Source organism: Shumkonia mesophila (genome assembly GCF_026163695.1).
GTDB classification, from domain to species: Bacteria; Pseudomonadota; Alphaproteobacteria; order Rhodospirillales; family Shumkoniaceae; genus Shumkonia; species Shumkonia mesophila.
Genome location: NZ_JAOTID010000013.1, coordinates 137,116 through 160,678, shown reverse-complemented (window position 1 = coordinate 160,678; position 23,563 = coordinate 137,116). Strand labels below are relative to the sequence as shown.

Below are 23,563 nucleotides of genomic sequence, written 5' to 3'. Positions count from 1 at the left end.
CTCGACCCGCCGTCCTTCAACGTCGAAGTCTATCGCATCTAGGAGAGGGGAATGGACATGAAGGTCGTTTGCGAAATTACCATCGGCGGGGTGACCATCATCCGCCACTATACGACCGCGGCCGGCGTCAACGTGGGGTCGGTCCTGCGGAACATCCCGGGCGTCGGCAAGCCTTTCTGGGCCTGGCCGACCATCCCGGCCGGGCAGGTGGTCGGCGCCGACTTCAACGGGGCGCCGGTTGTCTCCAGCAATCCCGCCGCCAACAACGCCGCGATCGCCGCCATCACGACACTGCCGGAAGACGTGCTGATCTACGATCCTCCGCTGCAGTGACGTGCCGGACGATCCGGCCCTGGCCGGTTTTCCTGGCACCATGGGCCGGCACAGTGGCCAACGCCCGGCTTGCCAAGTGTTCAACGCGTTTCGTTCGACGGGATTTTCCCATCTAGGCCGCTCCGGCTAGAGCGGCCTTTCTTCTTGCCGGCAAAGGAGGGGAGCCTTGATCGACAAGCTGCCGCCGGAAGTTCAGCAGGCCATCATTGGTATTCTTGGCCTCATGCCCACCGCCATGCTCGCGCGCTTCCTGTGGCACCGTCGCCTGGTGACCTTGGGGCGGCGCAGGTTCTGGTCAGTCGACCTTCTGTGGGAGATCCCGACGGCAATGCTGTCGGCCGTCATCGGCGGCGGGCTGGCCAGCTGGTGGGGAATGGACTCCATGGCCAGCAACGCCGTCGTCGGCGTTACCGCCTGGCTCGGTCCGCGTGGCGTCGAGGTGATGCTCGGCAATATCGCCCGGCGATATTTTGGCCGCGAAGCAAAGGAGGAGTGAGGATCATGTTGGAGGCTATTTTTGAGGCCATTCCATGGGACATGGTGGTCATGAAGCTTGGCTACGCGACGCTCGCCATCGTCGTGTCGTTCGCCGCCATGTGGGTCATCGTCAAGTTCTCGCAGTGGCTGGATCGTCGGGCCGGAACAACTTTTGCCGAGGCTCTTAGCATCATGGAGCAAAAGCCGGAGGCTCTTGCCAGCTATTACGGCCGGCGGATCCTCGGCATCTTGATCCTCGGCGCCGCCGTCGTCATCATGCTGGGGTCGCTCTTCGGCTGCGGGCCGGCCCAGGCTGGAGTGCTGACGTCATCGAAGCACGACACCGAGATCCGGCGAGCTGTATCGACCTGGTGGCCGGACTACCCCTTCCCGGCAGCCTGGAAGGCCCAGCTCTACCAGGAAAGCCGCCTCGATCCGGCGGCGGTGAGCCCTGTGGGTGCGGCAGGCCTGGCACAATTCATGCCCGGTACCTGGGCGATGGTGGCGCGCGATCTGCGGCTGCCGCCCGGCGTGTCGCCGCACCACGACCTCGCCATCGAGGTAGGGGCCTACTACATGGCCAAGCTGCGCCGCCAATGGTCGGCGCCGCGTCCGGCCGAGGATCGACACCGGCTGGCGCAGGCTTCGTACAACGCCGGCCTTGGCCACCTGCTGGCCGCCCAGCGTCTGTGCCACGGCCCGCCGGGGTACGAGGACATCGTTGCCTGCCTGCCGCAGGTGACCGGCCGGCACTCGGCCGAGACGATCGGCTACGTCAAGGCCATTGCCAAATGGCGGCGGATCATCGAGGCGGGAGGGTAACATGCTGGCGACGATTTCCACCTTCTTGGCCAGGAAGGTGCTGGGATTCGCCCTTGGCAAGATCCTCATCGGCGCGGCCTGCGCGCTGGCCTCTGCCGTGGTGGTCTACCTTTGGAACGACTACCAGGACGCCAAGGCCAGGGTGGCCTCCCTGCGGCAAGACGTGGCACGCGCCGTCGATATCCACAAGGAAGCCGTTCACCTCCACCAACTGGCCGAGGCCCAGCTCCGCGCCGACCTCGCCACGGCCCGGGCGACGTCGCAGCGCCGTGCTGCCGAAACCCAGACATTGCAGGCCGCGCTGGCGGCCGTGCGCGAAGCGAGGAGGCCCGATCATGAAACGGCTTGTCCGGTTCATCCCGTGTTTGACGTTGCTCGCCGCCGCCTGCTCGACGCCGCCGGAGCCGGCGATCCTCCGGGTCACTGAGATCCGGGTGCCGGAGGCGCCGGCCGAGCTCGCCGAGTGCGCGCCGGCTCCCGGGATCTACGCCGAGGGCGCAGCCGAGCCGGCCATCGCCGAGTACATGCTGCGCCTGGAAGCCGCCGGCCGCGACTGCCGGCGCACCCTGACCGAACTGACGGCCTGGCTCAGGGACGCCAAGGCCCGCATGGAAACCCCCTAAGCATCCTCGTTCCGGCCGGCGGGCCCTTCGCCGCCAGGCCACCCACCTCGCCCCCGGCTCCGGCCGGGGGCTTTTTTTGTGTCCGCGCGCTGGCGGTGATATCATCCAGCCGGTCGGTCGGGGGAGGAAGTCATGAAAGCCTTCGTTCTGATCGTTGCCCTGGTGATGGGCATCGTCGCCGCTCCGCGCGCGGCGGACGCCGGCGACGCCAGGAGGATCGTCGATATCGTCAATACCGAGTTCGGCGGCGTCTGCCAGGCCGAACTTGAGGGCTTCTTCTCGAAGACGCTGAAACTGGACTGGACGGCGCGCACGAACAAACTCCACGTCATGATCGTGCTTAAGAACATTGCCGACGCGAAGGCCCGTCTCTATGGGGACGGCGTCCGGTACCTGAAGATCCCCAACGATGCTGGCGGCTACAACGTCTTCGACTGGAAGACCGGCGAGAAGTCATCGGTCAGGGAGCGGGCGCCTTATTATTTCCGGGATTGATTGGCCTTGTTGGAGCCTATGGGGGCGTGATGTAGGTTTGGCACGCGATGCGGGAAGGGGCGGTTTCCCATGGGTCGTAAATCTGCCGATTTTGCCAAACGCCGTTGAAATCGTTCACTTTCCAGGCAACTCTTAATCAGCGGGTCCAAGGTTCGAGTCCTTGTGCGCCCACCAATCGGAACCCCCGCCAAGTCAAGGACTTAGCGGGGGTTTTCCTTTGGAAGGCAATGGGAACGATTGGTAAATTCCAACTAGCCAAAAGTTGAAATTCCAACTTCATGTTCCGGCGGCATCGCGCCGCCGGAGGACCCCATTGCGTTCGCGGGCTCGTTCAGTGAACCGTGCCGACGGCCTGCCGGCAGGCCTCCTCGCAGCTGCGGCAGGCGTCCGCGCAGATATGGCAGTGCTCGTGCCGGTCGGCGTGGCGAGAGCACTCGTCGCCGCAGAGCTTGCAGGCCTCGGCGCAGGTCTCGATCATCTGGCGCAGCAGGTCCTGGTTGGAGCCGGTGCGGCGCGTGGCCAGCTTGCCGGTCGTCTGGCAGACGTCGGCGCAATCCAGGTCGAGGCGGATGCACTGCTTGAGCTCATCGACCATGTCCTCGGCCAGGCAGGCGTCGGCGCACGAAATGCAGGTCTGGGCGCAGGCGAGGCATTCCTCGATGCAGCGAATAAGCGCGTCGTTGACGCTGCCCTTCACGTCGGGGTGGGTGCTGATCATTTGATGGGTATGCATGGGGCTCTCCCGTTTTGGCAAGTTGAGCGTTTTGTCATCGAGGGCGACGGCAGGCGGAAGCCCGAGTGGTCCCGCCGACGTCGCCGGCGATACGGCTCCAACGGCGGGACGGCCGATTGGTTCAATTTGTCTTCAGGTTTTTTTGTGCGCCGAAGCGGGACGCGGTGTGCGGCCGCGCTTATTTGCGGTGCCGGGTCTCGCGATAGAGGATGTAGAGCCCGGTGACCATGACGATGCCGGCCCCGAGAAGGGTGGTGAAGGAGGGGGACGCCCCCCACAGGGTGAGGTCGAACAGGACCGCCCAGCCGATCTTGGTGTATTCGAAGGGGGCGATGATCGAGGCTGCCGCCAGCTTCAGCGCGTAGGTCATGCAGATCTGGCCGACGGTGCCGACCAGGCCGGTGGCGAGGTAGAGCATCATCACGTGCCCGGTCGGCGTCACCCACACGAAGGGCAGGAAGCAGGCGGCCATCAGCGTGCTCGCCCACATGTAGTGAAAGACCACCGTATAGGGGCTCTCGGTCGCCCCCAGCATGCGCACGTAGGGCAGGGCCACCGCCCAGAACAGCGTGCCGGCCAGGGCGTAGAGGCTGCCGGTCTGGATGTCGCCCTGGGGGTTGAGCGCGATCATGACGCCGCCGAAGCCAACGATGATCGCCAGCCAGCGGTGCAGACCGACCTTCTCGCCCAGCAGCGGGATGGCGAACAGTGTGGCGAAGATCGGCACCGACATGGCGATCGCCATGCCGTCGGCCAGGGCCACGCGCTGATAGGCGTAGAAGTAGCAGACGTTGCTGATGACGCCGGTGACGGTGCGGATGGCGTGGATGCCGGCGCGGCGCGTCCTGAGGATGCGCAGACCCCCGAACGACAGAATGAACGGCACCGTCAGGAGGGCGGTGATCAGGTTCCGGAAGAACACCGCCTCGACCGGGTGGTAGGCGGGGCCGATCAGCTTGACGAACATGTTGGTGGCGGCGAAGCAGCCGACGGCGACCACCATCAGCAGGATGCCGACGGCGACCGACGCGGGCGGCGTCGGGGCGGGCGGGGGAGGGGAAACCTTGGCGGTCACCGGGGGACCGGGCCTTGGCTCAGGTGTGCCAGCCGCGGGCGCGGTTGAACAGGTCGGTGATCCAGAAGGCCTGGGCGCCGATGGCGCCCAGCGGCAGCAGCACCCAGGCGACGCCGAAGAGGGCCAGACCGCAGACGATGACGCAGAAGTCGGCGCGGCTCAGCTTGTGGAAGATGTAGATCAGCCAGTCGACGGCATTCTCGGGCCTACGCTCGCCCTTGGCCACCTCCTCGCGGCTGGGGGCCTTGGGTTTCTTGCGCTCGCGGGCGTAATGGACGAGGTCGACCCCGAAGTCGACGGTGGCGCCGGCCGCCGCGGCGATGCCGCACCACAGCCACAGCGCTTCGCCGGTGGCGCTCCAGGTACCGATGCCGAGACAGGCGAAAAAGGACGTGTCGACCAGCCAGTCGGCGATATCGTCGAGGCGGGCCCCCCATTCCGAGGACATGTTCTTGATGCGCGCCACCTCGCCGTCGCAGTTGTCCAGCGTATAGCAGAGGATCAGCAGAAGGCCGCCGATCACGCCCCACCCCCAGGTTCCGGCCAGGAAGCAGGCGGCGCCCGCCAGCCCGGCCGCCGCCGACAGTCCGGTCACGTGGTTGGGGGTGAGCGGCAGGCGCAGGATGAGCGGGGTCAGGCGATAGGAAAGGTGGCGCGTCAGCGGGAACAGCTGCTTGGGCGCGCGCAGGGTGTAGGGGGCGTCGGAAGACGAAAGGGAGGACACGATGGGATCGTTCCCTGGTGGCGAGGACGGCAGCCGAGCGTCATCTCTAGCCAAGCGCCCGGGGCGTTGCAAGGCTTCCCGGGGCCGGCCGGTGCATTTCATGGTGGCGGCGCCGCCCGGCAGTCCTTAAAAGAAGGCCGGGTTTTGTTGCGGCGGAAGCGCGCATGAAAGTGGCGTCCTACATCGGCCTGCTCCTCGGCCTGGCGGTCATGACCGCCCTGGTCGCCTGGGCGGGGGTCCAGGAGATCGGCGGCCTGCTGCTGGCCTCCGGCTGGTCGCTGCTGTGGATCACGGTGATCTGGCTGCCCTCGCTGCCGATGAACACACGCTGCTGGCAACTGTTGTTCGTGCCGGAACACATGCCGAAATTCGGGCAGGCCCTCTATGCCCAGTGGATCGGACGGGCCATCAACACCCTGCTGCCGGTGGCTTCCATCGGCGGCGACGTGGTCAAGGCCCGCGCCCTTATCCTGTGGGGCGCCGATCCGCACCACGCCAGCGCCGCCGCCGTGGTCGACAAGACCATCGACGTCATCACCATCGTTCTGTGGGGGCTGATCGGCATCGCGCTCCTGGCGGCGATGGCGTTGGACGACGGGCTGGCCACCGGCTCGCTGATCGGGCTCTTGGCTTTGGGGGTCGGCGTCTTCGGCTTCATCGCGGTGCAGCGGGCCGGCATGTTCGGCTATCTCGCCCGGCTGACCTATCGCCTGACCGGGTCGCGCGCCGCCGGCCGGCTGGTCGGCATGGCCGAGGAGGTCGACCGCGTCATCCGCGAACTTTATGCCCAGCGCCGCCGGCTGGCCGCCGCCATCGTCTGGCGCATGGCGGCGCTGATCTGGCAGTCGGGCGAGGTGTGGCTGGCCGCTTACCTGCTCGGCCATCCGATCGGAATCATCGAGGCGGTGATGCTGAAAAGCCTCAGCAACACGGTCAGCGACGCCGCCTTCGTGGTGCCCAACAGCTATGGCATCCAGGAAGGTGCCTTCGTCCTGCTGGGCGGCCTGATCGGCCTTGCCCCCGACGTGTCGCTGGCCGTCTCGCTGGCCATCCGCATCCGCGAACTGCTTGTCGACGTGCCGGGCCTGATCGCCTGGCAGGTGGTCGAGGGCCGGGCCCTGCTGGCCCGCCGGCGGGCCTGAGGCGACACCCGATGCATATCCTGGTCATTCTCTCCGTCCTCCTGGCCGCCGCCTCGTTCGCCTACGCCGTCGTCTCGATGGCGGCGATCCTGCGCTTCCGCGGCCTGCTCGGCGCCGCGCGGCCGGCTGTCGCCTGGCGCCCGGCGACGCTGCTCAAGCCGGTCTGCGGGCTGGAATTCGAACTGGAGGAGAACCTGGCCTCCTTCTGCCGCCAGGAGGGCGGCGACTATCAGGTGGTGTTCGGCGTGCACGGACCGGCCGATCCGGCGATTCCGGTGATCGAGCGGGTGCGGGCCCGCTTTCCCGAGCGCGACATCGCGCTGATCGTCGATCCCACCGCCATCGGCTCCAACCAGAAGGTCTGCAACCTCGCCAACATGATGCGGGTGGCCCGCCACGACCTGATCGTCGTTTCCGACAGCGACATGCGGGTCGGCCCCGACTACCTGGGGCGCGTCATCGCGCCCTTCGCCGATCCGGCGGTCGGCGCCTCCACCTGCGTCTATTGCGGAAGGCCGAGGCAGGGCTGGATTTCGCGGCTGGGGGCCATGTTCATCAACGAATGGTTCCTGGCTTCCGCCCTCATCCCCGCCGTCTTCGGCAAGCTTACCTTCTGCTTCGGGGCGACCATGGCGGTGCGCCGCGACGCGCTGGCCGCGATCGGTTCCTTCGAATCGCTGGCGAACCTCCTGGCCGACGACTACATGCTGGGCAACCGCATCGTCGCCAACGGCATGAAGGTCGCCCTGGTGCCCTATCTGGTGGAAAACGTCGTCGACGAGCCCAGCCTCGGGGGCCTGTTCCTGCACGAACTGCGCTGGGCCCGGACCATCCGCTCGGTGCGGCCGGTGGGTTACGCCCTGATGTCGGTCACCGAGGTGGTGCCGCTGGCCCTCCTCGCCGCCGGGCTGCTGGCCGTGACGTCGGCCTCGGCGCTGCCGGCCCTTGGGCTGGCGGTCGGCGGCGTTGCCCTGCGTCTGGCCCAGCACGCTGCCGTGCACTCCATCCTGCCCGCCACCAGCCGCGGCCGCTTCTGGCTCATTCCGCTGCGCGACCTCTTGTCTCTGGCGGTCCGCGTGGCCAGCTTTTTCGGCAGCAAGGTCTTGTGGCGCGAGCAGGCTTTCGTCATTCATGATGGCAACCGGCTCAAGGCCGCAGAATGAATAGGTCGCAAGGATTGGTGTTGACGATGAAAAAGACCCTGTTCCTCAGCCCGCCCACCTTTGACGGCTACGACGGCGGCGCCGGTTCGCGCTATCAGTGCAAGCGCGAGGTGAAGTCTTTCTGGTATCCGACCTGGCTGGCCCAGCTGGCTGCCCTGGTGCCGGGAAGCAAGCTGATCGACGCGCCGGCCCGTGGCCTCGCGCTCGACGCCCTGCTGCCGCTGGCCCCCGATTACGAATTCCTGGTCATCTACACCAGCACGCCGTCCTTCGGAAACGACGTCAAGGTGGCCGAGGCCTTCAAGGCGGCCAACCCGGCGCTGCTGATCGGCTTCTGCGGGGCCCATGTCGCCATCAACAACGAGGCCTCGATCGCGGCCTCGCCCGCCATCGACTTCGTCTGCGACGTCGAGTTCGACTTCGCCATCAAGGAGATCGCCGAGGGCAGGCCGCTGCCCGAGGTTCTGGGCATCACCATCCTCAAGGACGGCAGGCCCCACTTCACCGGCAGGCGGCCGATGATCGAGGACATGGACTCGCTGCCGTGGGTGGCGCCCGTCTACAAGGAGCACCTGGTCACCAGCGACTACTATAACGGCTACATGCTGCACCCCTACATGTCGCTCTACACCGGGCGCGGCTGCAAGTCGCGGTGTACCTTCTGCCTGTGGCCGCAGACCATTTCCGGGCACAACTACCGCACCCGTTCGGTCGCCAACGTCGCCGCCGAGATCAAGTGGGCGCGCGACAACTTCCCGGAAATCAAGGAGTTCTTCTTCGACGACGACACGCTGACCGACAACATCCCCAACGTCGAGGCGCTGGCCCGCGAATTGGGCAAGCTGGGCGTGACGTGGTCCTGCAACGCCAAGGCCAACGTGCCCTACGAGACGTTGAAGGTGATGAAGGAGAACGGCCTGCGCCTGTTGCTGGTCGGTTACGAGTCGGGCAACCAGAAGATCCTGAACAACATCAAGAAGGGTATCCTCGTCACCAAGGCCCGGCAGTTCACGCGGGACTGCCACGAGCTCGGCATCCTCATTCACGGCACCTTCATCGTCGGCCTGCCCGGCGAGACGCTGGAGACCATCGAGGAGAGCATCCGCTACGCCCAGGAGCTCGATCCCAAGACCATCCAGGTGTCGCTGCCGGCCGCCTATCCGGGAACCTTCCTGTACAATCAGGCGATGGAGAACGGTTGGCTGGCGCCCGAGAAGGCCGAGCACCTGGTCGACGAGCACGGCGTGCAGAACAGCGTCATCGAGTATCCGCACCTGACCAGCGCCCAGATCTTCGAGGCGGTGGATCGCTTCTACAAGCGCTTCTACTTCCGGCCGCGCAAGATGGCGTCGCTGTTCTTCGACATGTGCCGCGACTGGCAGGTGATGAAGCGCCAACTGCGCGAGGGGGTGGAATTCTTCCGCTTCCTGTGGGGCCGGGAGAACGCGGTCTGAAACGCCTGATTGTCACGGGCGACGACTTCGGCCTGTCGGCGCCGGTCAACGAGGCCATCGAGGAAGCCCACAGCCGGGGCATCCTGACCGCGACGTGCCTGATGGTGGGGGCGCCGGCTGCGGCGGATGCCGTCGAGCGGGCGAAACGGCTGCCTGGCCTCGGTGTCGGCCTTCACCTCGTTGTCGTGCGCGGCCATGCGGTGCTGCCGCCCGCGGAAATTCCCGATCTGGTCGACGCCGAGGGGCGCTTCGACGCCAATCTGGTCAGGGCCGGCTTCCGCTATTTCTTCCTGCCCAAGGTGCGCCGCCAGCTGGCGGCCGAGATCCGCGCCCAGTTCGCGGCCTTCCGGCAAACCGGCCTGCCGCTCGATCACGTCAACGCCCACAATCACATGCACGTCCACCCGACGGTGCTGGGCCTCATCATCGCCATCGGGCGCGAGTACGGCATGACCGCCGTGCGCCTGCCGTTCGAGCCGGCTGCCGGGGGCGGCCTTTTGGCCCGGCTGGGGCGTCTTTTCCTCGGCCTGTGGATTGCGCTCATGCGCCGCCGCCTCGACGCCGCCGGCGTCCGCCACAACGATTTCGCCTTCGGCATCGGCGATTGCGGTCGCATGGATCGCCGCCATCTGCTATCCCTTCTCGCCTCCTTGCCCGAAGGGGTGTCGGAAATCTTTTCCCATCCCGCCACCCGCCGCTGGCGGGAGATCGAGCCGGAGGCGGCGCACTTCCGCTTCGAGGACGAATTCGCGGCCCTGATCGACCCCGACGTCCGCCTGGCGGTGACCGGCGCCACATTGACGACCTTTCGCGGATTGTGATACCCGCCTGAAGCCACACTTCGAACCGGAGCCCGTATTCATGGTCGGTGATTCCTGGACCCATAAGATGGCCCACGTGGTCATCCTTCCCCTGGTCGACACGCCGGTGACGCCCAACCATATCACCACGCTGCGCCTGCTCACCGGGCTGGCCGCCTGCGCGGCGTTCGCGGTGGGCGAACGCTCGTGGGACATCGCCGGCGGCTGGCTGTGGCTGCTGTCGGCCTTTCTCGACCGCGCCGACGGCGAACTGGCCAGGGTCAGCGGCAAGGCCAGTCCGTGGGGCCACAAGTACGACATGGTGGCCGACATCGGCGTCACCGCCCTGTTCTTTCTGGGGGCCGGCATCGGGCTTCGGGGCACCGACCTGGGCGGCTGGGCCATCCTGATGGGGACGCTGGGGGCGGCTGGCGTGGTGGCGGCTGAAATTCTGGCCGAGGTCATCGATAACGAAAACCAGGACACCGGCGAGAAGGCCTATCCCGGCTTCGCCGGCTTCGACTTCGACGATGTGCTGTATCTCTTCGCGCCGGTGGTCTGGCTGGGCTGGCAGATGCCCTTCGTGGTCGGCGCCGCGGTGGGCGCGCCCGCCTTCGCGCTGTTGACCTGGTACCGCCTGCGGCGCAGCCGGTCGGTCCGCGCCGCGGCCTGATCCCGTCAGGCCGCCGGGCGGCCGGCGTTCCCCCGCAGGCCGGCAAGATAGTCCTGCGCCAGGTCGTGAACCGACATGATGTGGGCGCGAAGCTCGGTCGCGGCGCGTTCCTCGGCGCCCTGCAGGATGGCGGCGACGATGCGCTGGTGTTCGTCATAGGACCCGGCGAGGCGCCGCAAATCATTGAACTGGACCCGCCGGAACGGCGCCACGCGCCGCCGGGTGGACTTGGTCAGATCGACCAGGACGGAACTGCGCGCCCCGCCATAGATGGTGTCGTGAAAGGCGCGGTTCTGCTTCTCGTAGGATTCGGCGGCCCCCTCGCAGACGGCACGCGCCATGGCGCGGTGCAGGGTCTCCAGGCGGCCGCGCTCGGCAGGGCTCATCCGCCGGCTGGCCAAGCGGCCGCACGCCGCTTCCAACTCGGCCATGGCGTCGAACATGGCGGACAGGCGCTCGGGCGTTACCAAAGAAACGATCACGCCGCGGCCCAGGCGCCGTTCCACCAGTTCGGTGGCGGCCAGCAGGTGCAACGCCTCGCGGACCGGCGTGCGCGATACGCCGAAGCGGCGGGCCAGTTGCGGTTCCTCCAGGCGGGTGCCGGGAAGCAGCCGGCCGGTCACGATGTCGTCCTCCAAGGCCTGACAGACGGCCTGGGCCGGCGCGTGCTGGTCGACGGATCGGGGCATGACCTACGTTCCCATCCCTAAGGCGCCGCGTTCGGGCGGCAGATTGTATAATATATAGGCACGATTATGGTGCAGGTTAAATAATATGCATATCGTTGCCGCGCGGCTTTCATAATTCGATATAAATCAATATGTTACGAGTTGGCATGGCCTTTGCGAGATGTATACACGTCCGTTTCGTGGTGCAAAGGAATTCATCCCATGGCTTATCTTGAACGCCGCCGATTTGTCAAAGCCGCGGCCCTCGGCGGAATCGGCGTTGTCGGCGCCATCGCCGCTCCCGGCATCGTCCGGGCCAAGGAAACCATCAACTGGAAGATGACCAACGCCTATGGCGCCGGCTCGCCCTTCTACGCGGTCGGCCCCGGCAGCCCGACCGACTTCTGCAAGAAGGTGGCCGAGATGTCCGACGGCCGCCTGGCCATCCAACACTTCGCGGCCGGCGAACTGATCCCGGCGCTCGAAGGGTTCGACGCCGTGCGGGCCGGCACCGTCGAGATGAACGCCGCCAACTCCTACTTCTGGGCCGGCAAGCTGTTCGCCGCCCAGTACTTCACCACGGTGCCTTTCGGGCTCAATTTCCAGGGCATGAACGCCTGGCTCTATCAGGGGGGCGGGCTGGAGCTGTGGCACGAACTCTATAAGCCGCAGGGGCTGATCGCCTTCCCGATGGGCAACACCGGCGTCCAGATGACCGGCTGGTTCCGCAAGCCGATCGAATCCGTCGAGGACTTCAAGGGCCTCAAGATGCGCATTCCCGGCCTGGCCGGGAAGGTCTACGCGGCGCTCGGCGTCGAGGTCAAGCTGCTGCCCGGCGGCGAGATCTTCCCGGCGCTGGAGCGCGGCGTCATCGACGCCGCCGAGTTCGTCGGTCCCTACCAGGACCGCCGCCTGGGCCTGCACAAGGCCGCCAAGTACTACTACACGACGGGATGGCACGAACCCTCCAACGTCACCGAACTGCTGATCAACCTCAAGGCCTGGGCGACCCTGCCCAAGGACCTGCAAGCCATCGTCAAGACGGCGGCCATGGCCTGCAACGTCGAAAGCCAGGCGTGGTCGGAGGCCAACAACGCCGACGCGCTGGAGGATCTGGTCAAGAACGGGGGCGTGAAGACCGGCCAGCTCGCGCCCGCCATCGTGCGGCGTCTGCGCGAGGTGACCGAACAGGTGCTCGAGGCCGAGGCCGCCAAGGACCCGGCGACCCGCAAGGTGCACGACGCCTTCATGGCGTTCCGCGCCAAGCATCGCTCGTGGTCGGAGATTTCGGAGAAGCCCTATCACGCCCTCATCGCGACCGACGGCAAGGAGGTTTGATCATGAGCCGCTCCGTACCCGATTGGGCCCGCCGGGCGGAAGGGGCGATCGGCACCGTCATCGACGGGACCGGGGCCGCCACCGCCTGGGTCGGCCTTGCCTTGGTGCTCGTCGTCGCCGCCAACGTTCTGCTGCGCTATGTCTTCAACACCGGGTCGGTGGCGCTCCAGGAGCTGGAATGGCATCTGATCGCGCCGATCGCGCTGTTCGGCATGGCCTACGGCATGCACAAGGGGGCCCACGTGCGCGTGGACTTCCTCTATGATCGCCTGTCGGGGCGGGCCACCGCCATCATCGACCTGATCGCGGCCCTGATGATGATCGGCCTGGCGGCGGCCGTCGTCGCGCTCTCCGTTCCCTATGTCGCGCAATCCCTGCAATTGGCCGAAGGTTCGCCCGATCCCGGCGGGCTGCCCTACCGCTGGCTGCTCAAGGCGTTCATTCCGGCCGGCTTCGCCTGCTTCGGATTGCAGGCCGTGGCGCAGGCCCTCCACGTGGCGCTGCAGCTGGCCCAGATGACCTCCCGGGAAGACGCCGTCGTCGAGCCGGGGCGGCGTGCGAGCGAGGCCGCGGCCCTGTCATGACCGGCAACGAATGGCTCGCCCTTGGGATGCTGGGGGCGTTTTTCGCCTTCCTGGTGACCGGCATCCCCGTCGCCATCGCGCTGGCCGCGTCCGGCCTGGTGTTCGGCTATCTCGGTTTCGGAACCGGGCTGTTCAACCTGCTGCCGGCCCGCATCTATGGCGTCGTCACCAACTACACCCTGCTGGCGCTGCCGCTTTTCATCTTCATGGGCATCATGCTCGAGAAGTCGCGCATGGCCGAGGACCTGATCGACGTCATCGGCCACGCCATGGGGCGGCTGCGCGGCGGCATGGGGCTGGCCATCGTGCTGGTCGGCGTGCTGATGGGCGCTTCCTCCGGTGTCGTCGGCGCCACCGTCGTCACCATGGGCCTGCTGGCGCTCCGGCCCCTGGTGGCGCGCGGCTACGACAAGGGGGTGGCGTGCGGCGCCATCTGCGCCTCGGGCACCCTGGGGCAGATCATCCCGCCCAGCCTGGTGCTCATCCTGCTGGCCGACATCCTGGGCCTGTCGGTGGGAACGCTGTTTGCCGCCGCCATGGTGCCGGGTTTGATGCTGGCCGGGATCATGGCGCTCTACATCGTCGGTCTCGGCGTCTTCCGGCCGCAAATGGTGCCGGCCATCCCCGCCGCCGAACGGGCCGCGCTGTCGCGCCGCGCGCTGGCCGGCAAGATGATCCGCGTGGTGACGCCGCCTTTGGTGCTGGTGTTCGCCGTGCTGGGGTCCATCGTCGGCGGCGTGGCGGCGCCCACCGAGGCCGCCTCGATGGGGGCATTGGGCGCCCTGCTGCTGGCGCTCGTTGCCGGCCGCCTCGATCTGGCGACGCTGAAGGAGGTCTGCCGCGCCTCGCTCGTCACCTCGGCCATGGTCTTCTTCATCCTGATCTGCGCCCAGCCCTTCGGCCTGGCCTTCCGCGGCCTCGGCGGCGAAAGGCTGATCGAGCACCTGTTCTCCCTGGTGCCGGGGGGGCTCGAGGGCAGCCTTTTGTTCATGATGGCGCTGATTTTCGCGCTCGGCTTTTTCCTCGAATGGATCGAGATCTCCTACATCGTGCTGCCGATGTTCCTGCCGGTGTTCGCCGGCACCGAGCTGGACATGGTGTGGCTGTCCATCCTGGTCGCCATGAACCTGCAGACCAGTTTCCTGACGCCGCCCTTCGGCTGGGCGCTGTTTTTCCTCAAGGGCGTGGCCCCGGCCGGGGTGACGACGGTCGACATCTACCGCGGCGTCATTCCCTTCATCGGCCTGCAACTGATCGGCCTGTCCCTGCTGTTCGTCTTCCCCCAGTTGACTTCCTGGCTGCCGAAGCTTATCGGCTGGTGACGAAGGCCGATCGCTTCCCTTTCGCGGCGGCCGGGTCGCCCGGCCGCCGGGTCCTTGTCACAGCCGAAAGTCCAACGGAAACAACAAAATGGTCGATAGCTTTTTCGCGGACCCGCAGTTCTTCCTTTTTTTCGCGGGCGGAATCCTGTTGGCCGGCGTCGTCGCCGGCATCCTGGCCGGCCTTCTCGGCGTCGGCGGCGGCATCGTCATCGTGCCGGTGCTGTTCAACGTGTTCCTGTTCTTGGGCATCGACGAGGCGGTACGCATGCACCTGGCGGTCGGCACCTCGCTGGCCACCATCATTCCGACCTCGATCATGTCGGCCCGTTCCCACTACAAGCGCGGCGGCATCGACGTCGACCTGCTGAAGTCCTGGGGCCCGGCCATCTTCATCGGCGTGCTGGCCGGCACGATCCTGGGCGGCAACGTGCGCGGCCAGGTTCTGACCGCGGTGTTCGCCGTGATCGCGCTGCTGGTTGCCGCCAACATGGCCTTCCGCAAGGAGGGCATGACCCTTGCCGACGCCCTGCCGGGCGGCATCGGGCGCGCCGCCATGGGCCTCGGCATCGGCGCCTTCTCGGTGATGATGGGCATCGGCGGCGGCACCCTGACCGTGCCCATCCTGACCGCTTTCAACTATCCCATCCGCCGGGCCGTCGGCACCGCGTCGGCCATCGGCTTCATCATCGGCGTGCCGGGCGCCATCGGCTTCATCCTGGCCGGGCTCGGCGCCGCCAACCTGCCGCCGCTCAGCATCGGCTACGCCAACCTCATCGGCTTCGCGCTGATCGTGCCGGCGACCATGACCATGGCGCCCGTCGGCGTGCGCATCGCCCACACCATCAAGCCCCGGACGCTGCGCCTGGCCTTCGGCTTCTTCCTGCTGGTCACCTCGCTGCGCATGTTCTGGAGCCTCCTCTGATGGCGAGGCCCTAGAGGGCGGCCACCCGGCCGTCGCTGCGCGGGTCGGCCGCCCCTTCGAGCCGGCCGTCGGGGTGGCGCACGATGGCCCCGGCGTGGCCCATCAGGTCGGTGAAGTCCGCGACCACCTCGACGTCATGGCCGGCCTCGCGGAGGGCTTCGATCAGCGCCGGTGCGAAGCGGCCTTCGAGTTTGAGGTTGGCGCTGTCCGAGCCCCAGGTGCGCCCCAACAGCCAGCGCGGCGCCGTGACCGCCGCCTGCAAGGGCTGGCCGAACAGGGCGTAGCGGCTGAACACCGCCGCCTGGGTCTGCGGCTGGCCTTCGCCGCCCATGGTGCCATAGGTCATCACCCGGCCGTCGTCGAAACGGGCGAGCGCCGGGTTGAGGGTGTGGAACGGCCGCCGCCCGGGAGCCAGCCGGTTGGGGTGGCCTTCCTCGAGGGCGAAGCTGATGCCGCGGTTCTGCCACAGCACGCCGGTACGGGGCGACACCACGCCCGAACCGAATTCCCAATAGATGCTCTGGATGAAGCTGACGGCGCGGCCGTGGCGGTCGACGGCACCCATCCACACGGTGTCGCCCGGCGCCGCCGGCTGCGGCCAGGGCAGGGCGCGGCGGGCGTCGATGCGCGCGGCCAGACGATCGAGGAACGGCCCCTCCAGGAAGCGCTCGGCCGGCTCGGCCATATAGGCGGGGTCCCACACCTTGGCGTTGCGCACGAGGAAGGCCTGCTTGGTGGCCTCGACCAGCCCGTGGACGTGGGCGAACCCTTCCGCCGCCTCGACCCCCAGGCGCTCGAACAGGGCGAGGATCATCAGCGAGGCCACCCCCTGGGTGGGCGGCGGCATGTTGTAGACGGTGCCGACCGAAAGCCGGGCCGACAGCGGGCGGACGATCAGCGGGCGGTGCGATTCGAGGTCGGAAAGCCGAAGCGGGCTGCCCACCGCGCCGAGGTCGGCGGCCAGCGCGCGGGCGACGTCGCCCCGATAGAAATCGTCGAGGCCGGCCCGGGCCAGGTGGACGAGGGTGGCGGCCAGGGCCGGCTGGCGCAGCCGCTGGCCGGCGGCGGGCAGGCGGCCTTCGATGAGGAAGGTTTCGGCGAAGCCCGGCACGTCCTTAAGGCCCGGCAGCTTCTCGGCGGTCAGCGCCGCCTGGCCGACGGTCACCGCGATGCCGTCGCCGGCGTGGCGGATGGCGTCGGCCAGCAGGCGCGACAGCGGCAGGCGTCCGCCCCACGAAGCCGAGGCGTCGAGCGCCGCCTTCCATCCGGAAACGGTGCCCGCCACGGTCAGCGCCGCCAGCGGGCCGCGCGGCGGAATGGCGTCGTGTCCGGCATACAACTCCGGCACGGCGGCGGCCACGGCGGCGCCGCAGGCGTCGATGCCGACCGGCTCACGGCCCGGTTCGGCCAGAATCCAGAAGCCGTCGCCGCCGATGGCGTTCATGTGCGGATAGACCACCGCGATGGCCGCCGCCATGGCGACCATCGCCTCGACGGCGGTGCCGCCCTCTCTCAGGATGGCGCCGCCGGCCTCGGCGGCCAGGTGGTGGGGGGCGACGGCCATGCCGCCGTAGGCGGCGGCGGTGTTCAGCATGGGGCGGCGCTCCGCCGCTGCCCGGCCTTTGGGCACATGCCCACGCCGACTGACCTGGAAATCATCCTCGGACTCCGTTTCCCATGGGTTTGCGCTCCGTTGCGCCACCCTTAGCAATTGGCGGGCCAGATGCCCAGACGAACGACGCCAAAAAGCGGATGGCCAAACGACGGACGCGGTTTCATAGTGCGCGCCAGCGCAGACGGACGAAGGAAAGCCGACCTTGGCGGACGATCCTCGACAAACCGACGGCCCGTTGCCGGTGCCGCCCCGGCAGGCGGCGCGGCTCATGCGGGCCGCCACCCATGCCTCGGTGACGGTGGCCGTCGCCCTGACGCTGGCCAAGCTGGCGGCCTGGCTGGTGACCGATTCGGTCAGCCTGCTGTCCACCCTGCTCGATTCGCTGCTCGACGCCGCCGCCTCGGTCATCAACCTCATCGCCGTGCATCACGCCCTGCAGCCGGCCGACGAGGACCACCGCTTCGGCCACGGCAAGGCCGAGCCGCTGGCCGGCCTTGCCCAGGCCGCGTTCATCTCGGGCTCGGCGGTCTTTCTGATCGTGCAGGCCGGACAGCGCCTGTTCCATCCGCGCGCCGTGGTCAACCCCGAGGTCGGCTATGTCGTGCTGGCCGTCTCCATCGCGCTCACCCTGGTCCTGGTCGTGTTCCAGAAATACGTGGTCAGGCGCACCGGCTCGGTGGCGATCGGCGCCGACTCGCTGCACTATCAGACCGACATCCTGGTCAACGCCAGCATCGTGGTCTCGCTCGTGCTGTCCAGCCGGTTCGGATGGACGGCGGCCGACCCGCTGTTCGCGCTGGCCATCGCCGGGTACATCCTGTGGGGCGCCATCGGCATCGGGACCAAGGCCTATAATATCCTGATGGACCGCGAACTGCCCGAGGCCGACCGCCTTCGCATCCGCGAGGTCACGGTGGGGGTGCCCGGGGTGCTCGGCGTCCACGACGTGCGCACCCGCTCCTCGGGGCCGCAGGTGTTCATCCAGCTGCATCTGGAGCTCAAGGACGACATGGCGCTCGACGCCGCCCACGAGATCGCGCTGGCCGTCGAGCGGGCCCTGCTGGCCGCCTATCCGCGGGCCGAGGTGCTGGTCCATCCCGACCCGGTCAGCGTGGTCGGCGCCATGCGCGACCGCGAGGCGGCGCTGGGCGAGTCCTGAGGGGCCGGCCGCGGCCGGTGCCGAAATGACGAGTTTCCGGTTTTGCCGATGAGGCCTAACGCACTGAAAATAAACGGAAAACACCGGAATCGCCGAAAAAAACATCGTCATTTCTCGTCATTTTGCCATTTTTCCCTTTGAATTCAGTGTCTTGCGCGGTTCTTCCGAACCTTGCCGGGGAGCGGCGGGACGCGCACAAGCCTTCTTTCCCTAAAGGGAAAAGAAAGAGGATTATTATCATATAATAGGTCGATTGTCAAGGACGGCGATCCGGCCGCCGGCCCGGCCTACATCTTGATGCGCAGTTTCAGCAGGCCGGTGTAGACCGGCTCGGCGTCGCTGGTTTCGGTGGAGGCGCCTTGCAGTTGGAGGCGGGCGCCGCGCACGTTGAGGATGGCGCCGAGCGACAGGCCGCCGTCGGCGCTGTCCGTGGCGCCGTCCGCATGGGCGTAGCGGCCGAGCATCGAGGCATAGGGCTCCAGGCCGTCCAGCACGTCGAAGGTATAGCCGAGCCGAAGGTCGCCGACCGCCGCCACCTGGCCGCCCGAGGAAACCCCGGCCTGCGGGGTTTCGGCCAGGCTGTCGGCGTACAGCGTGCCGACGCGGCCGTCCAGGTGCCAGGCGTCGGCGAGGGGATAGGCGAGGTTGAGGTCGGTCGCCGCGAACCGGCGGTCGGCGCCGGTCGCCGCATAGGCATCGCCGTTATAGAAAGGGTCGCGGTAGCGGCTTTTGTAATCGAGCAGGGTATAGCCGCCGCTGGCGTCGAGGCTGAGGTTTTCGTCGATCCGATAGACCATGTAGGGCGCCGCCGTCATGCCGTTGCCGGCGACGGTGCCGTCCATCAGCGAGGTGTCGAAGTCCTGGCCCTCGTAGCCGCCGGCCAGCCCGAGGATCAGCCGGCTGTTGGCCTTGTAGTCGACGCCGAAATGGCCGGACCACACGTCGCCGTCGACGGCCACCCCGTCGTCGCTGAAGCCCAGCTTCGACCACGCGCCGTCGGCCCACACGCCGAACGGCGTCTTGACCGGCAGATCGACCAGCCGGATACCGTTCTTTTGGGCCAGCGCCCGGGTGTCGGCGTCGTAGGCGTTGCCGAAGACGGTGCCGGCGTTGCCCAGCTGGAACAGCTGCACGTGGCGGTCCGGCGTCGGCTTGAGCGGCGAGGTCTGCCGCCCGCCGGTCAGCGCCTGCACCCGGGCCGCGAGGGCGCCGCCGGTCTGGGTGACGGCGCTGCGCACCAGACGGCTGCTGGTCAGCACGCCCTGGGGAGCGGCGGTGGCGGCCGGATCGGCGACGGCCGGGCCGGCCGGGACGAAAAGGGAAAGCGCGAACGCGACGCCGGCGACGGCGCGGAAGGGACGCGGCGGCCCGCCGTCAGCCATGTCGTGTCTCCCCCCATTTTTTCTGTGGCCGGACGACCGTTGACCCCGGCGGGCGCCACGCGCAGAGACCCTCGGCACCCCACGAGGGTTGCCGCGCATGGTTAACAAAAGGTTAACGGACACTCAGCCTGGGGTTGAGGAACGGGGAGGGCAATGAACGATTCGACGGGCGGACGAATCGGCCGGCAAGTCCGTCAAGAGCCGCCCTCAGTGATCCGACGGCGCGGCGAACTTTTCCATGAGCCCGGTGTCGTAGGCTAGGCCCTCGGCCGTGAGAATGATGGTGCCGTAGTCGTCGGTTTTCGCCAGGCCCTTGCGAGCCAGCGCCACCCACACGGCGGGGTTGGCGAAGCCGCTGGCGTCCCTGGCCGAGACGGTGAAGCGCCCGACGTGCACGTGATCGCCGTGCGGGTGCGGCACCTGGTCGAGGACCACGGCGCCGGTGGCGGCGTTGCGGGTCGCCATGCCGGGCTCGGCGGCCACCACCTGGGCCAGGGCGAGCGTCCTCAGTTGCAGGGCGTTGAGCTTGAGCGGGTTCTTCTTCGGCGGCATGGCGGCATCCTCGGCAGGGGGCGTACGGCGGCCAGTGTACGGGGTTTCGCCAACCGGGTGAAGACGGCGGCGCACCCCCACCCCGGCCCTCCCCCATCGAGGGGGAGGGGGAAGAAGAGAGTCATCCCTCCCCCCTTGTGGGGGAGGGCAGGGAGGGGGGGAGCGGAGTGATTCCGTCGGATCGGAAGATGTTCTAGACTGCCCCCATGATCCCGATCACCGACACCATCGCCCTTGCCGACGACGAGATCGAGGAGCGCTTCATCCGCTCGCCCGGCCCCGGCGGCCAGAACGTCAACAAGGTGGAAACGGCGGTGCAGATCCGCTTCGACGCCGCCCGCTCGCCGGCCCTGCCGGCCGAGGTGCTGAGCCGCCTGAAAAGGCTGGCCGGGCGGCGGATGACGGCGGACGGCGTCATCGTGCTGACCGCCAGCCGCTTCCGCAGCCAGGAGCGCAACCGCGCCGACGCCCGCGAGCGCCTGGTGGAGCTGATCCGCGAGGCTTCGGTGGCGCCGCGCCGCCGCCGGCCGACCCGCCCGACGCTGGCCTCCAAGAAACGCCGGCTGGACGCCAAACAGCGCCGCTCGGCGGTCAAGCGCACGCGCGGCGGCGGGGCCGAGGAGTAGGGTATCTTGCGATGACGTTGACGTAGCGGCGCACCCCCACCCCAACCCTCCCCCATCGAGGGGGAGGGGGAAGAAAAGTGAATCGGCACGGAACTCTCCCTCCCCCCTTGTGGGGGAGGGCGGGGAGGGGGGCTCCCGGGCATGGAGCGATTCTATGAAACTCTAGGCCGCGGCCTCCCTTCGCCACACCAGCAGCTGGTTGTTGGCCGGCATGGCGTGGTCGGCCACAAGCCTCAGGCCCTGGGCGGCGGCCAGCGTGTCGACGGCCTCGAAGTCGCGGATGCCGCTGGCGGGGTCCTGGCGTTTCAGCCAGGCGTCGAACGCGGCGTTGCTGGCGGTGGTGAAGGCGCCCTTGTACCTGAAGGGGCCGTAAAGGCAGAGCGTGCCGCCGGGGGCCAGCACGTCGCCGACCCCGAAGAACAGGTCCTCGACGCGCGGCCAGGCCATGATGTGCACGGCGTTGGCCGAAAAGACGCCGTCGACCGAATCCACCGGCCACGGCAGCAGGCCGACGTCGAGGGCCACCGGCGGGCGCACGTTGGCCGGCCCCTCGCTTGCCAGCCGGGCGCGGATGCCGTCGAGGTTTCCGGCAAGATCGCTGGGCTGCCAGATCAGGTGCGGCAGGGCGCGGCCGAAATGGACGGCGTGCTGGCCGGTGCCGCTGCCGATTTCCAGCACGTGGCGGACGTCCCTGAAGGCCTCCGCCAGGACGCGGGCGATCGGTTCCTTGTTGTTCTCGGCGGCCTGCGAGAAGGGCGGCATCGATGTCCTCGTCTTGGGGGCTGGGCACCCGCAGCACAAATGGGGATGACGCCCGCGGCCGGCCACCGCGGCCCCGGGCGTCAGGCGCCCAGCATGGCCTTGAGCGCGGCTTCGAGATCGTCGTTGGAGTAGGGCTTGATGATCAGCCGGATGTCGTCGCGGGCGAGCCGGGAGAGATCGATGTCGGCCTGCGAATAGCCCGTCGTCAGCAGGACCTTGAGGTCGGGGCGGCGGAGCAGGGCCTGTTGTGTCAGCTCGATGCCGCTCATGCCCTTCGGCATCATGACGTCGCTGAACAGGACGGCGATTTCGGGCGAGGCCGCCAGCATTTCAAGCGCGGCGGGACCGTTCTCGGCTTCGCGGGTGGCATAGCCGAAGACGTGGAGAACCCAGATCGTCGCCTCGCGGACCGCCGCGTCGTCCTCGACGACCAGCACGACCGGCCCGTTCCGGCTCGTCGAGGGGGTCTTGCCCTGGCTCATCATCCGTTCCCTGGCGGCCGGGAGACAGCCTAAGCCCCGGGGGCCGGGCCTGGCAAGACGGCTTGCGGCGCGCGCGGACGACCGCCGAAAAGGCAGGCCGGAGGTGCCACAAGTCCGACACAATCCGGCGGCTCTCCGACACGGGGAGAACACATTGCCCTTCTAGGGTGTTTTCGAGAGGGAAGGACATCGCCTCCCTCCCGTCGGCCCCGCCGGGACCGGCCCCCGCTGCGAGAAGGAGATGCGGATCATGGTTTCCGTCCCCTATGTCCCCCATGCCATCCGGCCCGACGTCATCCGGCGCCGCTCGTCGATTTTCCGGCGGATCGCGGCGGTGGGCATCGCCCTTTTCATCATGACCGGCGTCGCCGGCGCCATGATGGTTCTGAGCACCGTCGGTTGACGGCATGGGAGGATTCCCGATTTTGCGCTCCGGCGTGACGCCCGTCACTTCTGGCGCCGCCCGGCCGTGCCAGAATGGCTTCCTCGACAGGGGGAACGAGATCGATGGAGGCCGGAGATACCGCTTGCGTCAAGCGCCGCGTTGACGCGCTGGCCGGCCGCGCCGTCGAGGCCGAGGCCCTTCTGCGGGCGGCCCGCCTGCTGATGGCCGCCGAGGCCACGCCCGACGACATGGACGCCCTGGCGGCGGCGCTGGATTTCAATTTCAGCCTGTGGACGGTGTTGGAAGCCGATCTCGCGCACGAGCACCATCCCCTGCCTCTCGCCCTTCGCGGCGACCTGATGGCGCTCTGCCGGTTCATGGAACGCCAGATCGCCGAGGTCGCCCATCACCCCGAAGGGGCCGACCTCAAGGCGATGATCGAGGTCAACCGCACGCTGGCCGCCGGCCTCCTTTAGGGCGCGCCGGCAAAGTCCGAGAGAAATACTCCGTTACAAAAAGGCGGTCCCGCCGAAACATGCGGGAAACATGCCGGGTCTAGGGTCGCTCGTCTCGGAGGGAGGCGGCCAACGTCCTGGCTTTTGTCTCTCCTCCGGCAGCGCCACCAAGCCGCAAATCAAAAACATGAGGAGACGTTCGATGATTGCCACCCCGTACGATCCCGCCAACAGCAACCTCCGGTCCAGCCGGGCCGTCGCCACCCGTACCCTCGTCGCCACCAAGGCCGCGGGCTCGCCGATCCAGCGCTACGCCACGGCGGCGACGGCGTCGCTCTTCCTGGTCACGGGGATCAGCGGCTTGCTGATGTTCTTCCATGTCGGCGGCAAGATGTTCACCAGCCTGCACGAATGGCTGGGCCTTCTGTTCGTGGCGGCCGCGGCGCTGCACGTGGTCCGCAACGGCAGGGGCATGGTCAAGCTCATGAAGACGGCGCGGGGGTGGGTTCTCTTCGGTTTGACCGGCATCGCGGCGGCGGCCTTCATCATGGCGTCGAGCGGGTCCAGCGCCAGCAATCCGGTCATGGACCTGGTCCGCGCCGTCGAAAAGGCGCCGATCGCCACCGTCGCCCCGGTGCTGGGCGTCACCGTCGAGGATCTCGCGGTGCGCCTGCGCGGCGCCGGCGTGGACGTCACCGGCGCCGACCAGACCTTCGCCGAACTGGCCGCCGGCCAGGGCACGTCGTCGCTGCGCCTGCTCGCGGCCGCGGTGCGCCCGGCGGCGCGGCCCTGAGGCG

General features: G+C 68.0%; 29 protein-coding genes. 20 read left to right on the top strand and 9 right to left on the bottom strand.

Annotated features, from left to right (window positions below; translation table 11 throughout):
* The first annotated feature begins 51 nt into the window (after positions 1-51).
* The 6 genes from ODR01_RS19500 to ODR01_RS19475 all read left to right on the top strand — a co-directional run bounded on the left by ODR01_RS19500 (position 52) and on the right by ODR01_RS19475 (position 2,750).
* Entirely contained in the window at positions 52-333 is a 282-nt protein-coding gene (locus ODR01_RS19500; RefSeq protein WP_316979373.1) for a hypothetical protein, read from the top strand.
* A gap of 166 nt (positions 334-499) precedes the next feature.
* Positions 500-829: a phage holin family protein gene (locus ODR01_RS19495; protein WP_316979372.1), complete on the top strand. Its 330-nt coding sequence runs from the start codon at positions 500-502 to the stop codon at positions 827-829.
* A gap of 5 nt (positions 830-834) precedes the next feature.
* Complete coding sequence (locus tag ODR01_RS19490) at positions 835-1,632, top strand: transglycosylase SLT domain-containing protein (protein WP_316979371.1); 798 nt, start codon at positions 835-837, stop codon at positions 1,630-1,632.
* Between the two features lies 1 nt (position 1,633).
* Entirely contained in the window at positions 1,634-2,059 is a 426-nt protein-coding gene (locus tag ODR01_RS19485; protein ID WP_316979370.1) for a hypothetical protein, read from the top strand.
* On the top strand, positions 1,968-2,255 hold the full coding sequence (locus tag ODR01_RS19480; protein WP_316979369.1) for a hypothetical protein: 288 nt from the start codon (positions 1,968-1,970) through the stop codon (positions 2,253-2,255). Before ODR01_RS19485 ends, ODR01_RS19480 begins: the two co-directional genes overlap by 92 nt.
* 132 nt (positions 2,256-2,387) lie before the next feature.
* Positions 2,388-2,750, top strand: a complete 363-nt coding sequence (locus ODR01_RS19475) for a hypothetical protein (protein ID WP_316979368.1) — start codon at positions 2,388-2,390, stop codon at positions 2,748-2,750.
* Between the two features lie 331 nt (positions 2,751-3,081).
* On the opposite strand, the gene ODR01_RS19470 is transcribed toward ODR01_RS19475, so the two are convergent.
* The 3 genes from ODR01_RS19470 to ODR01_RS19460 all read right to left on the bottom strand — a co-directional run bounded on the left by ODR01_RS19470 (position 3,082) and on the right by ODR01_RS19460 (position 5,282).
* Positions 3,082-3,483 carry a four-helix bundle copper-binding protein gene (locus ODR01_RS19470; protein ID WP_316979367.1) on the bottom strand — a complete coding sequence of 134 codons (402 nt, stop codon included), beginning with the start codon at positions 3,481-3,483 and terminating at the stop codon, positions 3,082-3,084.
* Positions 3,484-3,661: 178 nt separating this feature from the next.
* On the bottom strand, positions 3,662-4,558 hold the full coding sequence (locus tag ODR01_RS19465) for a DMT family transporter (protein ID WP_316979366.1): 897 nt from the start codon (positions 4,556-4,558) through the stop codon (positions 3,662-3,664).
* Positions 4,559-4,577: 19 nt separating this feature from the next.
* Complete coding sequence (locus ODR01_RS19460; protein WP_316979365.1) at positions 4,578-5,282, bottom strand: CDP-alcohol phosphatidyltransferase family protein; 705 nt, start codon at positions 5,280-5,282, stop codon at positions 4,578-4,580.
* A gap of 164 nt (positions 5,283-5,446) precedes the next feature.
* Here ODR01_RS19460 and ODR01_RS19455 point away from each other — a divergent pair, with 164 nt between their 5' ends.
* From ODR01_RS19455 to ODR01_RS19435, 5 genes are read left to right on the top strand one after another with little or no spacing between them, the layout of a single operon-like run.
* The gene (locus tag ODR01_RS19455) at positions 5,447-6,424 is read left to right on the top strand and encodes a lysylphosphatidylglycerol synthase domain-containing protein (protein WP_316979364.1); all 978 of its coding nucleotides are present in this window, start codon (positions 5,447-5,449) and stop codon (positions 6,422-6,424) included.
* 11 nt (positions 6,425-6,435) lie between these two features.
* On the top strand, positions 6,436-7,587 hold the full coding sequence (gene hpnI / locus ODR01_RS19450; protein ID WP_316979363.1) for a bacteriohopanetetrol glucosamine biosynthesis glycosyltransferase HpnI: 1,152 nt from the start codon (positions 6,436-6,438) through the stop codon (positions 7,585-7,587).
* Positions 7,588-7,613: 26 nt separating this feature from the next.
* Positions 7,614-9,041: a hopanoid biosynthesis associated radical SAM protein HpnJ gene (gene hpnJ / locus ODR01_RS19445; protein ID WP_316979362.1), complete on the top strand. Its 1,428-nt coding sequence runs from the start codon at positions 7,614-7,616 to the stop codon at positions 9,039-9,041.
* Positions 9,017-9,862, top strand: coding sequence for a hopanoid biosynthesis-associated protein HpnK (gene hpnK, locus ODR01_RS19440; RefSeq protein WP_316979361.1), 846 nt, complete (start codon positions 9,017-9,019; stop codon positions 9,860-9,862). Before hpnJ ends, hpnK begins: the two co-directional genes overlap by 25 nt.
* A 40-nt stretch (positions 9,863-9,902) precedes the next feature.
* Positions 9,903-10,514 carry a CDP-alcohol phosphatidyltransferase family protein gene (locus tag ODR01_RS19435; protein ID WP_316979360.1) on the top strand — a complete coding sequence of 204 codons (612 nt, stop codon included), beginning with the start codon at positions 9,903-9,905 and terminating at the stop codon, positions 10,512-10,514.
* 5 nt (positions 10,515-10,519) lie between these two features.
* On the opposite strand, the gene ODR01_RS19430 is transcribed toward ODR01_RS19435, so the two are convergent.
* A complete protein-coding gene (locus ODR01_RS19430) occupies positions 10,520-11,203 on the bottom strand; it encodes a GntR family transcriptional regulator (RefSeq protein WP_316979359.1) in 684 nt (227 codons plus the stop codon).
* 201 nt (positions 11,204-11,404) lie between these two features.
* Here ODR01_RS19430 and ODR01_RS19425 point away from each other — a divergent pair, with 201 nt between their 5' ends.
* The 4 genes from ODR01_RS19425 to ODR01_RS19410 all read left to right on the top strand — a co-directional run bounded on the left by ODR01_RS19425 (position 11,405) and on the right by ODR01_RS19410 (position 15,348).
* Positions 11,405-12,520: a TRAP transporter substrate-binding protein gene (locus ODR01_RS19425; RefSeq protein WP_316979358.1), complete on the top strand. Its 1,116-nt coding sequence runs from the start codon at positions 11,405-11,407 to the stop codon at positions 12,518-12,520.
* A gap of 2 nt (positions 12,521-12,522) precedes the next feature.
* On the top strand, positions 12,523-13,104 hold the full coding sequence (locus ODR01_RS19420; protein ID WP_316979357.1) for a TRAP transporter small permease subunit: 582 nt from the start codon (positions 12,523-12,525) through the stop codon (positions 13,102-13,104).
* Positions 13,101-14,426, top strand: a complete 1,326-nt coding sequence (locus tag ODR01_RS19415; RefSeq protein WP_316979356.1) for a TRAP transporter large permease — start codon at positions 13,101-13,103, stop codon at positions 14,424-14,426. Before ODR01_RS19420 ends, ODR01_RS19415 begins: the two co-directional genes overlap by 4 nt.
* Positions 14,427-14,514: 88 nt before the next feature.
* Complete coding sequence (locus ODR01_RS19410) at positions 14,515-15,348, top strand: sulfite exporter TauE/SafE family protein (protein ID WP_316979355.1); 834 nt, start codon at positions 14,515-14,517, stop codon at positions 15,346-15,348.
* 10 nt (positions 15,349-15,358) lie between these two features.
* Here the strand turns inward: ODR01_RS19410 and ODR01_RS19405 are convergent, their stop codons facing one another.
* Positions 15,359-16,942, bottom strand: a complete 1,584-nt coding sequence (locus tag ODR01_RS19405; protein WP_316979354.1) for a gamma-glutamyltransferase family protein — start codon at positions 16,940-16,942, stop codon at positions 15,359-15,361.
* Between the two features lie 223 nt (positions 16,943-17,165).
* Here ODR01_RS19405 and ODR01_RS19400 point away from each other — a divergent pair, with 223 nt between their 5' ends.
* Positions 17,166-18,122, top strand: a complete 957-nt coding sequence (locus tag ODR01_RS19400; protein ID WP_316979353.1) for a cation diffusion facilitator family transporter — start codon at positions 17,166-17,168, stop codon at positions 18,120-18,122.
* Between the two features lie 287 nt (positions 18,123-18,409).
* Here ODR01_RS19400 and ODR01_RS19395 read toward each other — a convergent pair whose 3' ends face one another.
* On the bottom strand, positions 18,410-19,504 hold the full coding sequence (locus ODR01_RS19395) for an autotransporter outer membrane beta-barrel domain-containing protein (protein WP_316979352.1): 1,095 nt from the start codon (positions 19,502-19,504) through the stop codon (positions 18,410-18,412).
* 207 nt (positions 19,505-19,711) lie between these two features.
* The gene (locus ODR01_RS19390; protein WP_316979351.1) at positions 19,712-20,056 is read right to left on the bottom strand and encodes a hypothetical protein; all 345 of its coding nucleotides are present in this window, start codon (positions 20,054-20,056) and stop codon (positions 19,712-19,714) included.
* A gap of 206 nt (positions 20,057-20,262) precedes the next feature.
* Between ODR01_RS19390 and arfB the strand changes: the two genes are divergently transcribed.
* A complete protein-coding gene (arfB, locus tag ODR01_RS19385) occupies positions 20,263-20,682 on the top strand; it encodes an alternative ribosome rescue aminoacyl-tRNA hydrolase ArfB (protein WP_316979350.1) in 420 nt (139 codons plus the stop codon).
* 162 nt (positions 20,683-20,844) lie between these two features.
* Here arfB and ODR01_RS19380 read toward each other — a convergent pair whose 3' ends face one another.
* Together ODR01_RS19380 and ODR01_RS19375 are read right to left on the bottom strand one after the other, a co-directional pair.
* Positions 20,845-21,444 carry a DUF938 domain-containing protein gene (locus ODR01_RS19380; protein ID WP_316979349.1) on the bottom strand — a complete coding sequence of 200 codons (600 nt, stop codon included), beginning with the start codon at positions 21,442-21,444 and terminating at the stop codon, positions 20,845-20,847.
* Positions 21,445-21,524: 80 nt separating this feature from the next.
* Positions 21,525-21,929, bottom strand: a complete 405-nt coding sequence (locus tag ODR01_RS19375; protein ID WP_316979348.1) for a response regulator — start codon at positions 21,927-21,929, stop codon at positions 21,525-21,527.
* Positions 21,930-22,176: 247 nt separating this feature from the next.
* Here ODR01_RS19375 and ODR01_RS19370 point away from each other — a divergent pair, with 247 nt between their 5' ends.
* From ODR01_RS19370 to ODR01_RS19360, 3 genes are all read left to right on the top strand, one after another.
* On the top strand, positions 22,177-22,329 hold the full coding sequence (locus ODR01_RS19370) for a hypothetical protein (RefSeq protein ID WP_316979347.1): 153 nt from the start codon (positions 22,177-22,179) through the stop codon (positions 22,327-22,329).
* Between the two features lie 104 nt (positions 22,330-22,433).
* Entirely contained in the window at positions 22,434-22,787 is a 354-nt protein-coding gene (locus ODR01_RS19365) for a flagellar biosynthesis regulator FlaF (protein WP_316979346.1), read from the top strand.
* A gap of 181 nt (positions 22,788-22,968) precedes the next feature.
* Complete coding sequence (locus ODR01_RS19360) at positions 22,969-23,559, top strand: DUF4405 domain-containing protein (RefSeq protein WP_316979345.1); 591 nt, start codon at positions 22,969-22,971, stop codon at positions 23,557-23,559.
* Positions 23,560-23,563: the final 4 nt, after the last annotated feature.

What these genes read in the sequence shown, in the direction of transcription:
- ODR01_RS19380 (WP_316979349.1), bottom strand. Translation starts at nt 21,444, where the DNA reads ATGCCGCCCTTCTCGCAGGCCGCCGAGAACAACAAGGAACCGATCGCC.
- ODR01_RS19415 (WP_316979356.1), top strand. Translation starts at nt 13,101, where the DNA reads ATGACCGGCAACGAATGGCTCGCCCTTGGGATGCTGGGGGCGTTTTTC.
- ODR01_RS19475 (WP_316979368.1), top strand. Translation starts at nt 2,388, where the DNA reads ATGAAAGCCTTCGTTCTGATCGTTGCCCTGGTGATGGGCATCGTCGCC.
- ODR01_RS19420 (WP_316979357.1), top strand. Translation starts at nt 12,523, where the DNA reads ATGAGCCGCTCCGTACCCGATTGGGCCCGCCGGGCGGAAGGGGCGATC.
- ODR01_RS19480 (WP_316979369.1), top strand. Translation starts at nt 1,968, where the DNA reads ATGAAACGGCTTGTCCGGTTCATCCCGTGTTTGACGTTGCTCGCCGCC.
- ODR01_RS19485 (WP_316979370.1), top strand. Translation starts at nt 1,634, where the DNA reads ATGCTGGCGACGATTTCCACCTTCTTGGCCAGGAAGGTGCTGGGATTC.
- ODR01_RS19425 (WP_316979358.1), top strand. Translation starts at nt 11,405, where the DNA reads ATGGCTTATCTTGAACGCCGCCGATTTGTCAAAGCCGCGGCCCTCGGC.
- ODR01_RS19395 (WP_316979352.1), bottom strand. Translation starts at nt 19,504, where the DNA reads ATGGCTGACGGCGGGCCGCCGCGTCCCTTCCGCGCCGTCGCCGGCGTC.
- ODR01_RS19375 (WP_316979348.1), bottom strand. Translation starts at nt 21,929, where the DNA reads ATGATGAGCCAGGGCAAGACCCCCTCGACGAGCCGGAACGGGCCGGTC.
- arfB (WP_316979350.1), top strand. Translation starts at nt 20,263, where the DNA reads ATGATCCCGATCACCGACACCATCGCCCTTGCCGACGACGAGATCGAG.
- ODR01_RS19455 (WP_316979364.1), top strand. Translation starts at nt 5,447, where the DNA reads ATGAAAGTGGCGTCCTACATCGGCCTGCTCCTCGGCCTGGCGGTCATG.
- ODR01_RS19370 (WP_316979347.1), top strand. Translation starts at nt 22,177, where the DNA reads ATGGTTTCCGTCCCCTATGTCCCCCATGCCATCCGGCCCGACGTCATC.
- ODR01_RS19410 (WP_316979355.1), top strand. Translation starts at nt 14,515, where the DNA reads ATGGTCGATAGCTTTTTCGCGGACCCGCAGTTCTTCCTTTTTTTCGCG.
- hpnJ (WP_316979362.1), top strand. Translation starts at nt 7,614, where the DNA reads ATGAAAAAGACCCTGTTCCTCAGCCCGCCCACCTTTGACGGCTACGAC.
- hpnI (WP_316979363.1), top strand. Translation starts at nt 6,436, where the DNA reads ATGCATATCCTGGTCATTCTCTCCGTCCTCCTGGCCGCCGCCTCGTTC.
- ODR01_RS19435 (WP_316979360.1), top strand. Translation starts at nt 9,903, where the DNA reads ATGGTCGGTGATTCCTGGACCCATAAGATGGCCCACGTGGTCATCCTT.
- ODR01_RS19500 (WP_316979373.1), top strand. Translation starts at nt 52, where the DNA reads ATGGACATGAAGGTCGTTTGCGAAATTACCATCGGCGGGGTGACCATC.
- ODR01_RS19405 (WP_316979354.1), bottom strand. Translation starts at nt 16,942, where the DNA reads ATGCTGAACACCGCCGCCGCCTACGGCGGCATGGCCGTCGCCCCCCAC.
- ODR01_RS19490 (WP_316979371.1), top strand. Translation starts at nt 835, where the DNA reads ATGTTGGAGGCTATTTTTGAGGCCATTCCATGGGACATGGTGGTCATG.
- ODR01_RS19390 (WP_316979351.1), bottom strand. Translation starts at nt 20,056, where the DNA reads ATGCCGCCGAAGAAGAACCCGCTCAAGCTCAACGCCCTGCAACTGAGG.
- ODR01_RS19470 (WP_316979367.1), bottom strand. Translation starts at nt 3,483, where the DNA reads ATGCATACCCATCAAATGATCAGCACCCACCCCGACGTGAAGGGCAGC.
- ODR01_RS19365 (WP_316979346.1), top strand. Translation starts at nt 22,434, where the DNA reads ATGGAGGCCGGAGATACCGCTTGCGTCAAGCGCCGCGTTGACGCGCTG.
- ODR01_RS19430 (WP_316979359.1), bottom strand. Translation starts at nt 11,203, where the DNA reads ATGCCCCGATCCGTCGACCAGCACGCGCCGGCCCAGGCCGTCTGTCAG.
- ODR01_RS19360 (WP_316979345.1), top strand. Translation starts at nt 22,969, where the DNA reads ATGATTGCCACCCCGTACGATCCCGCCAACAGCAACCTCCGGTCCAGC.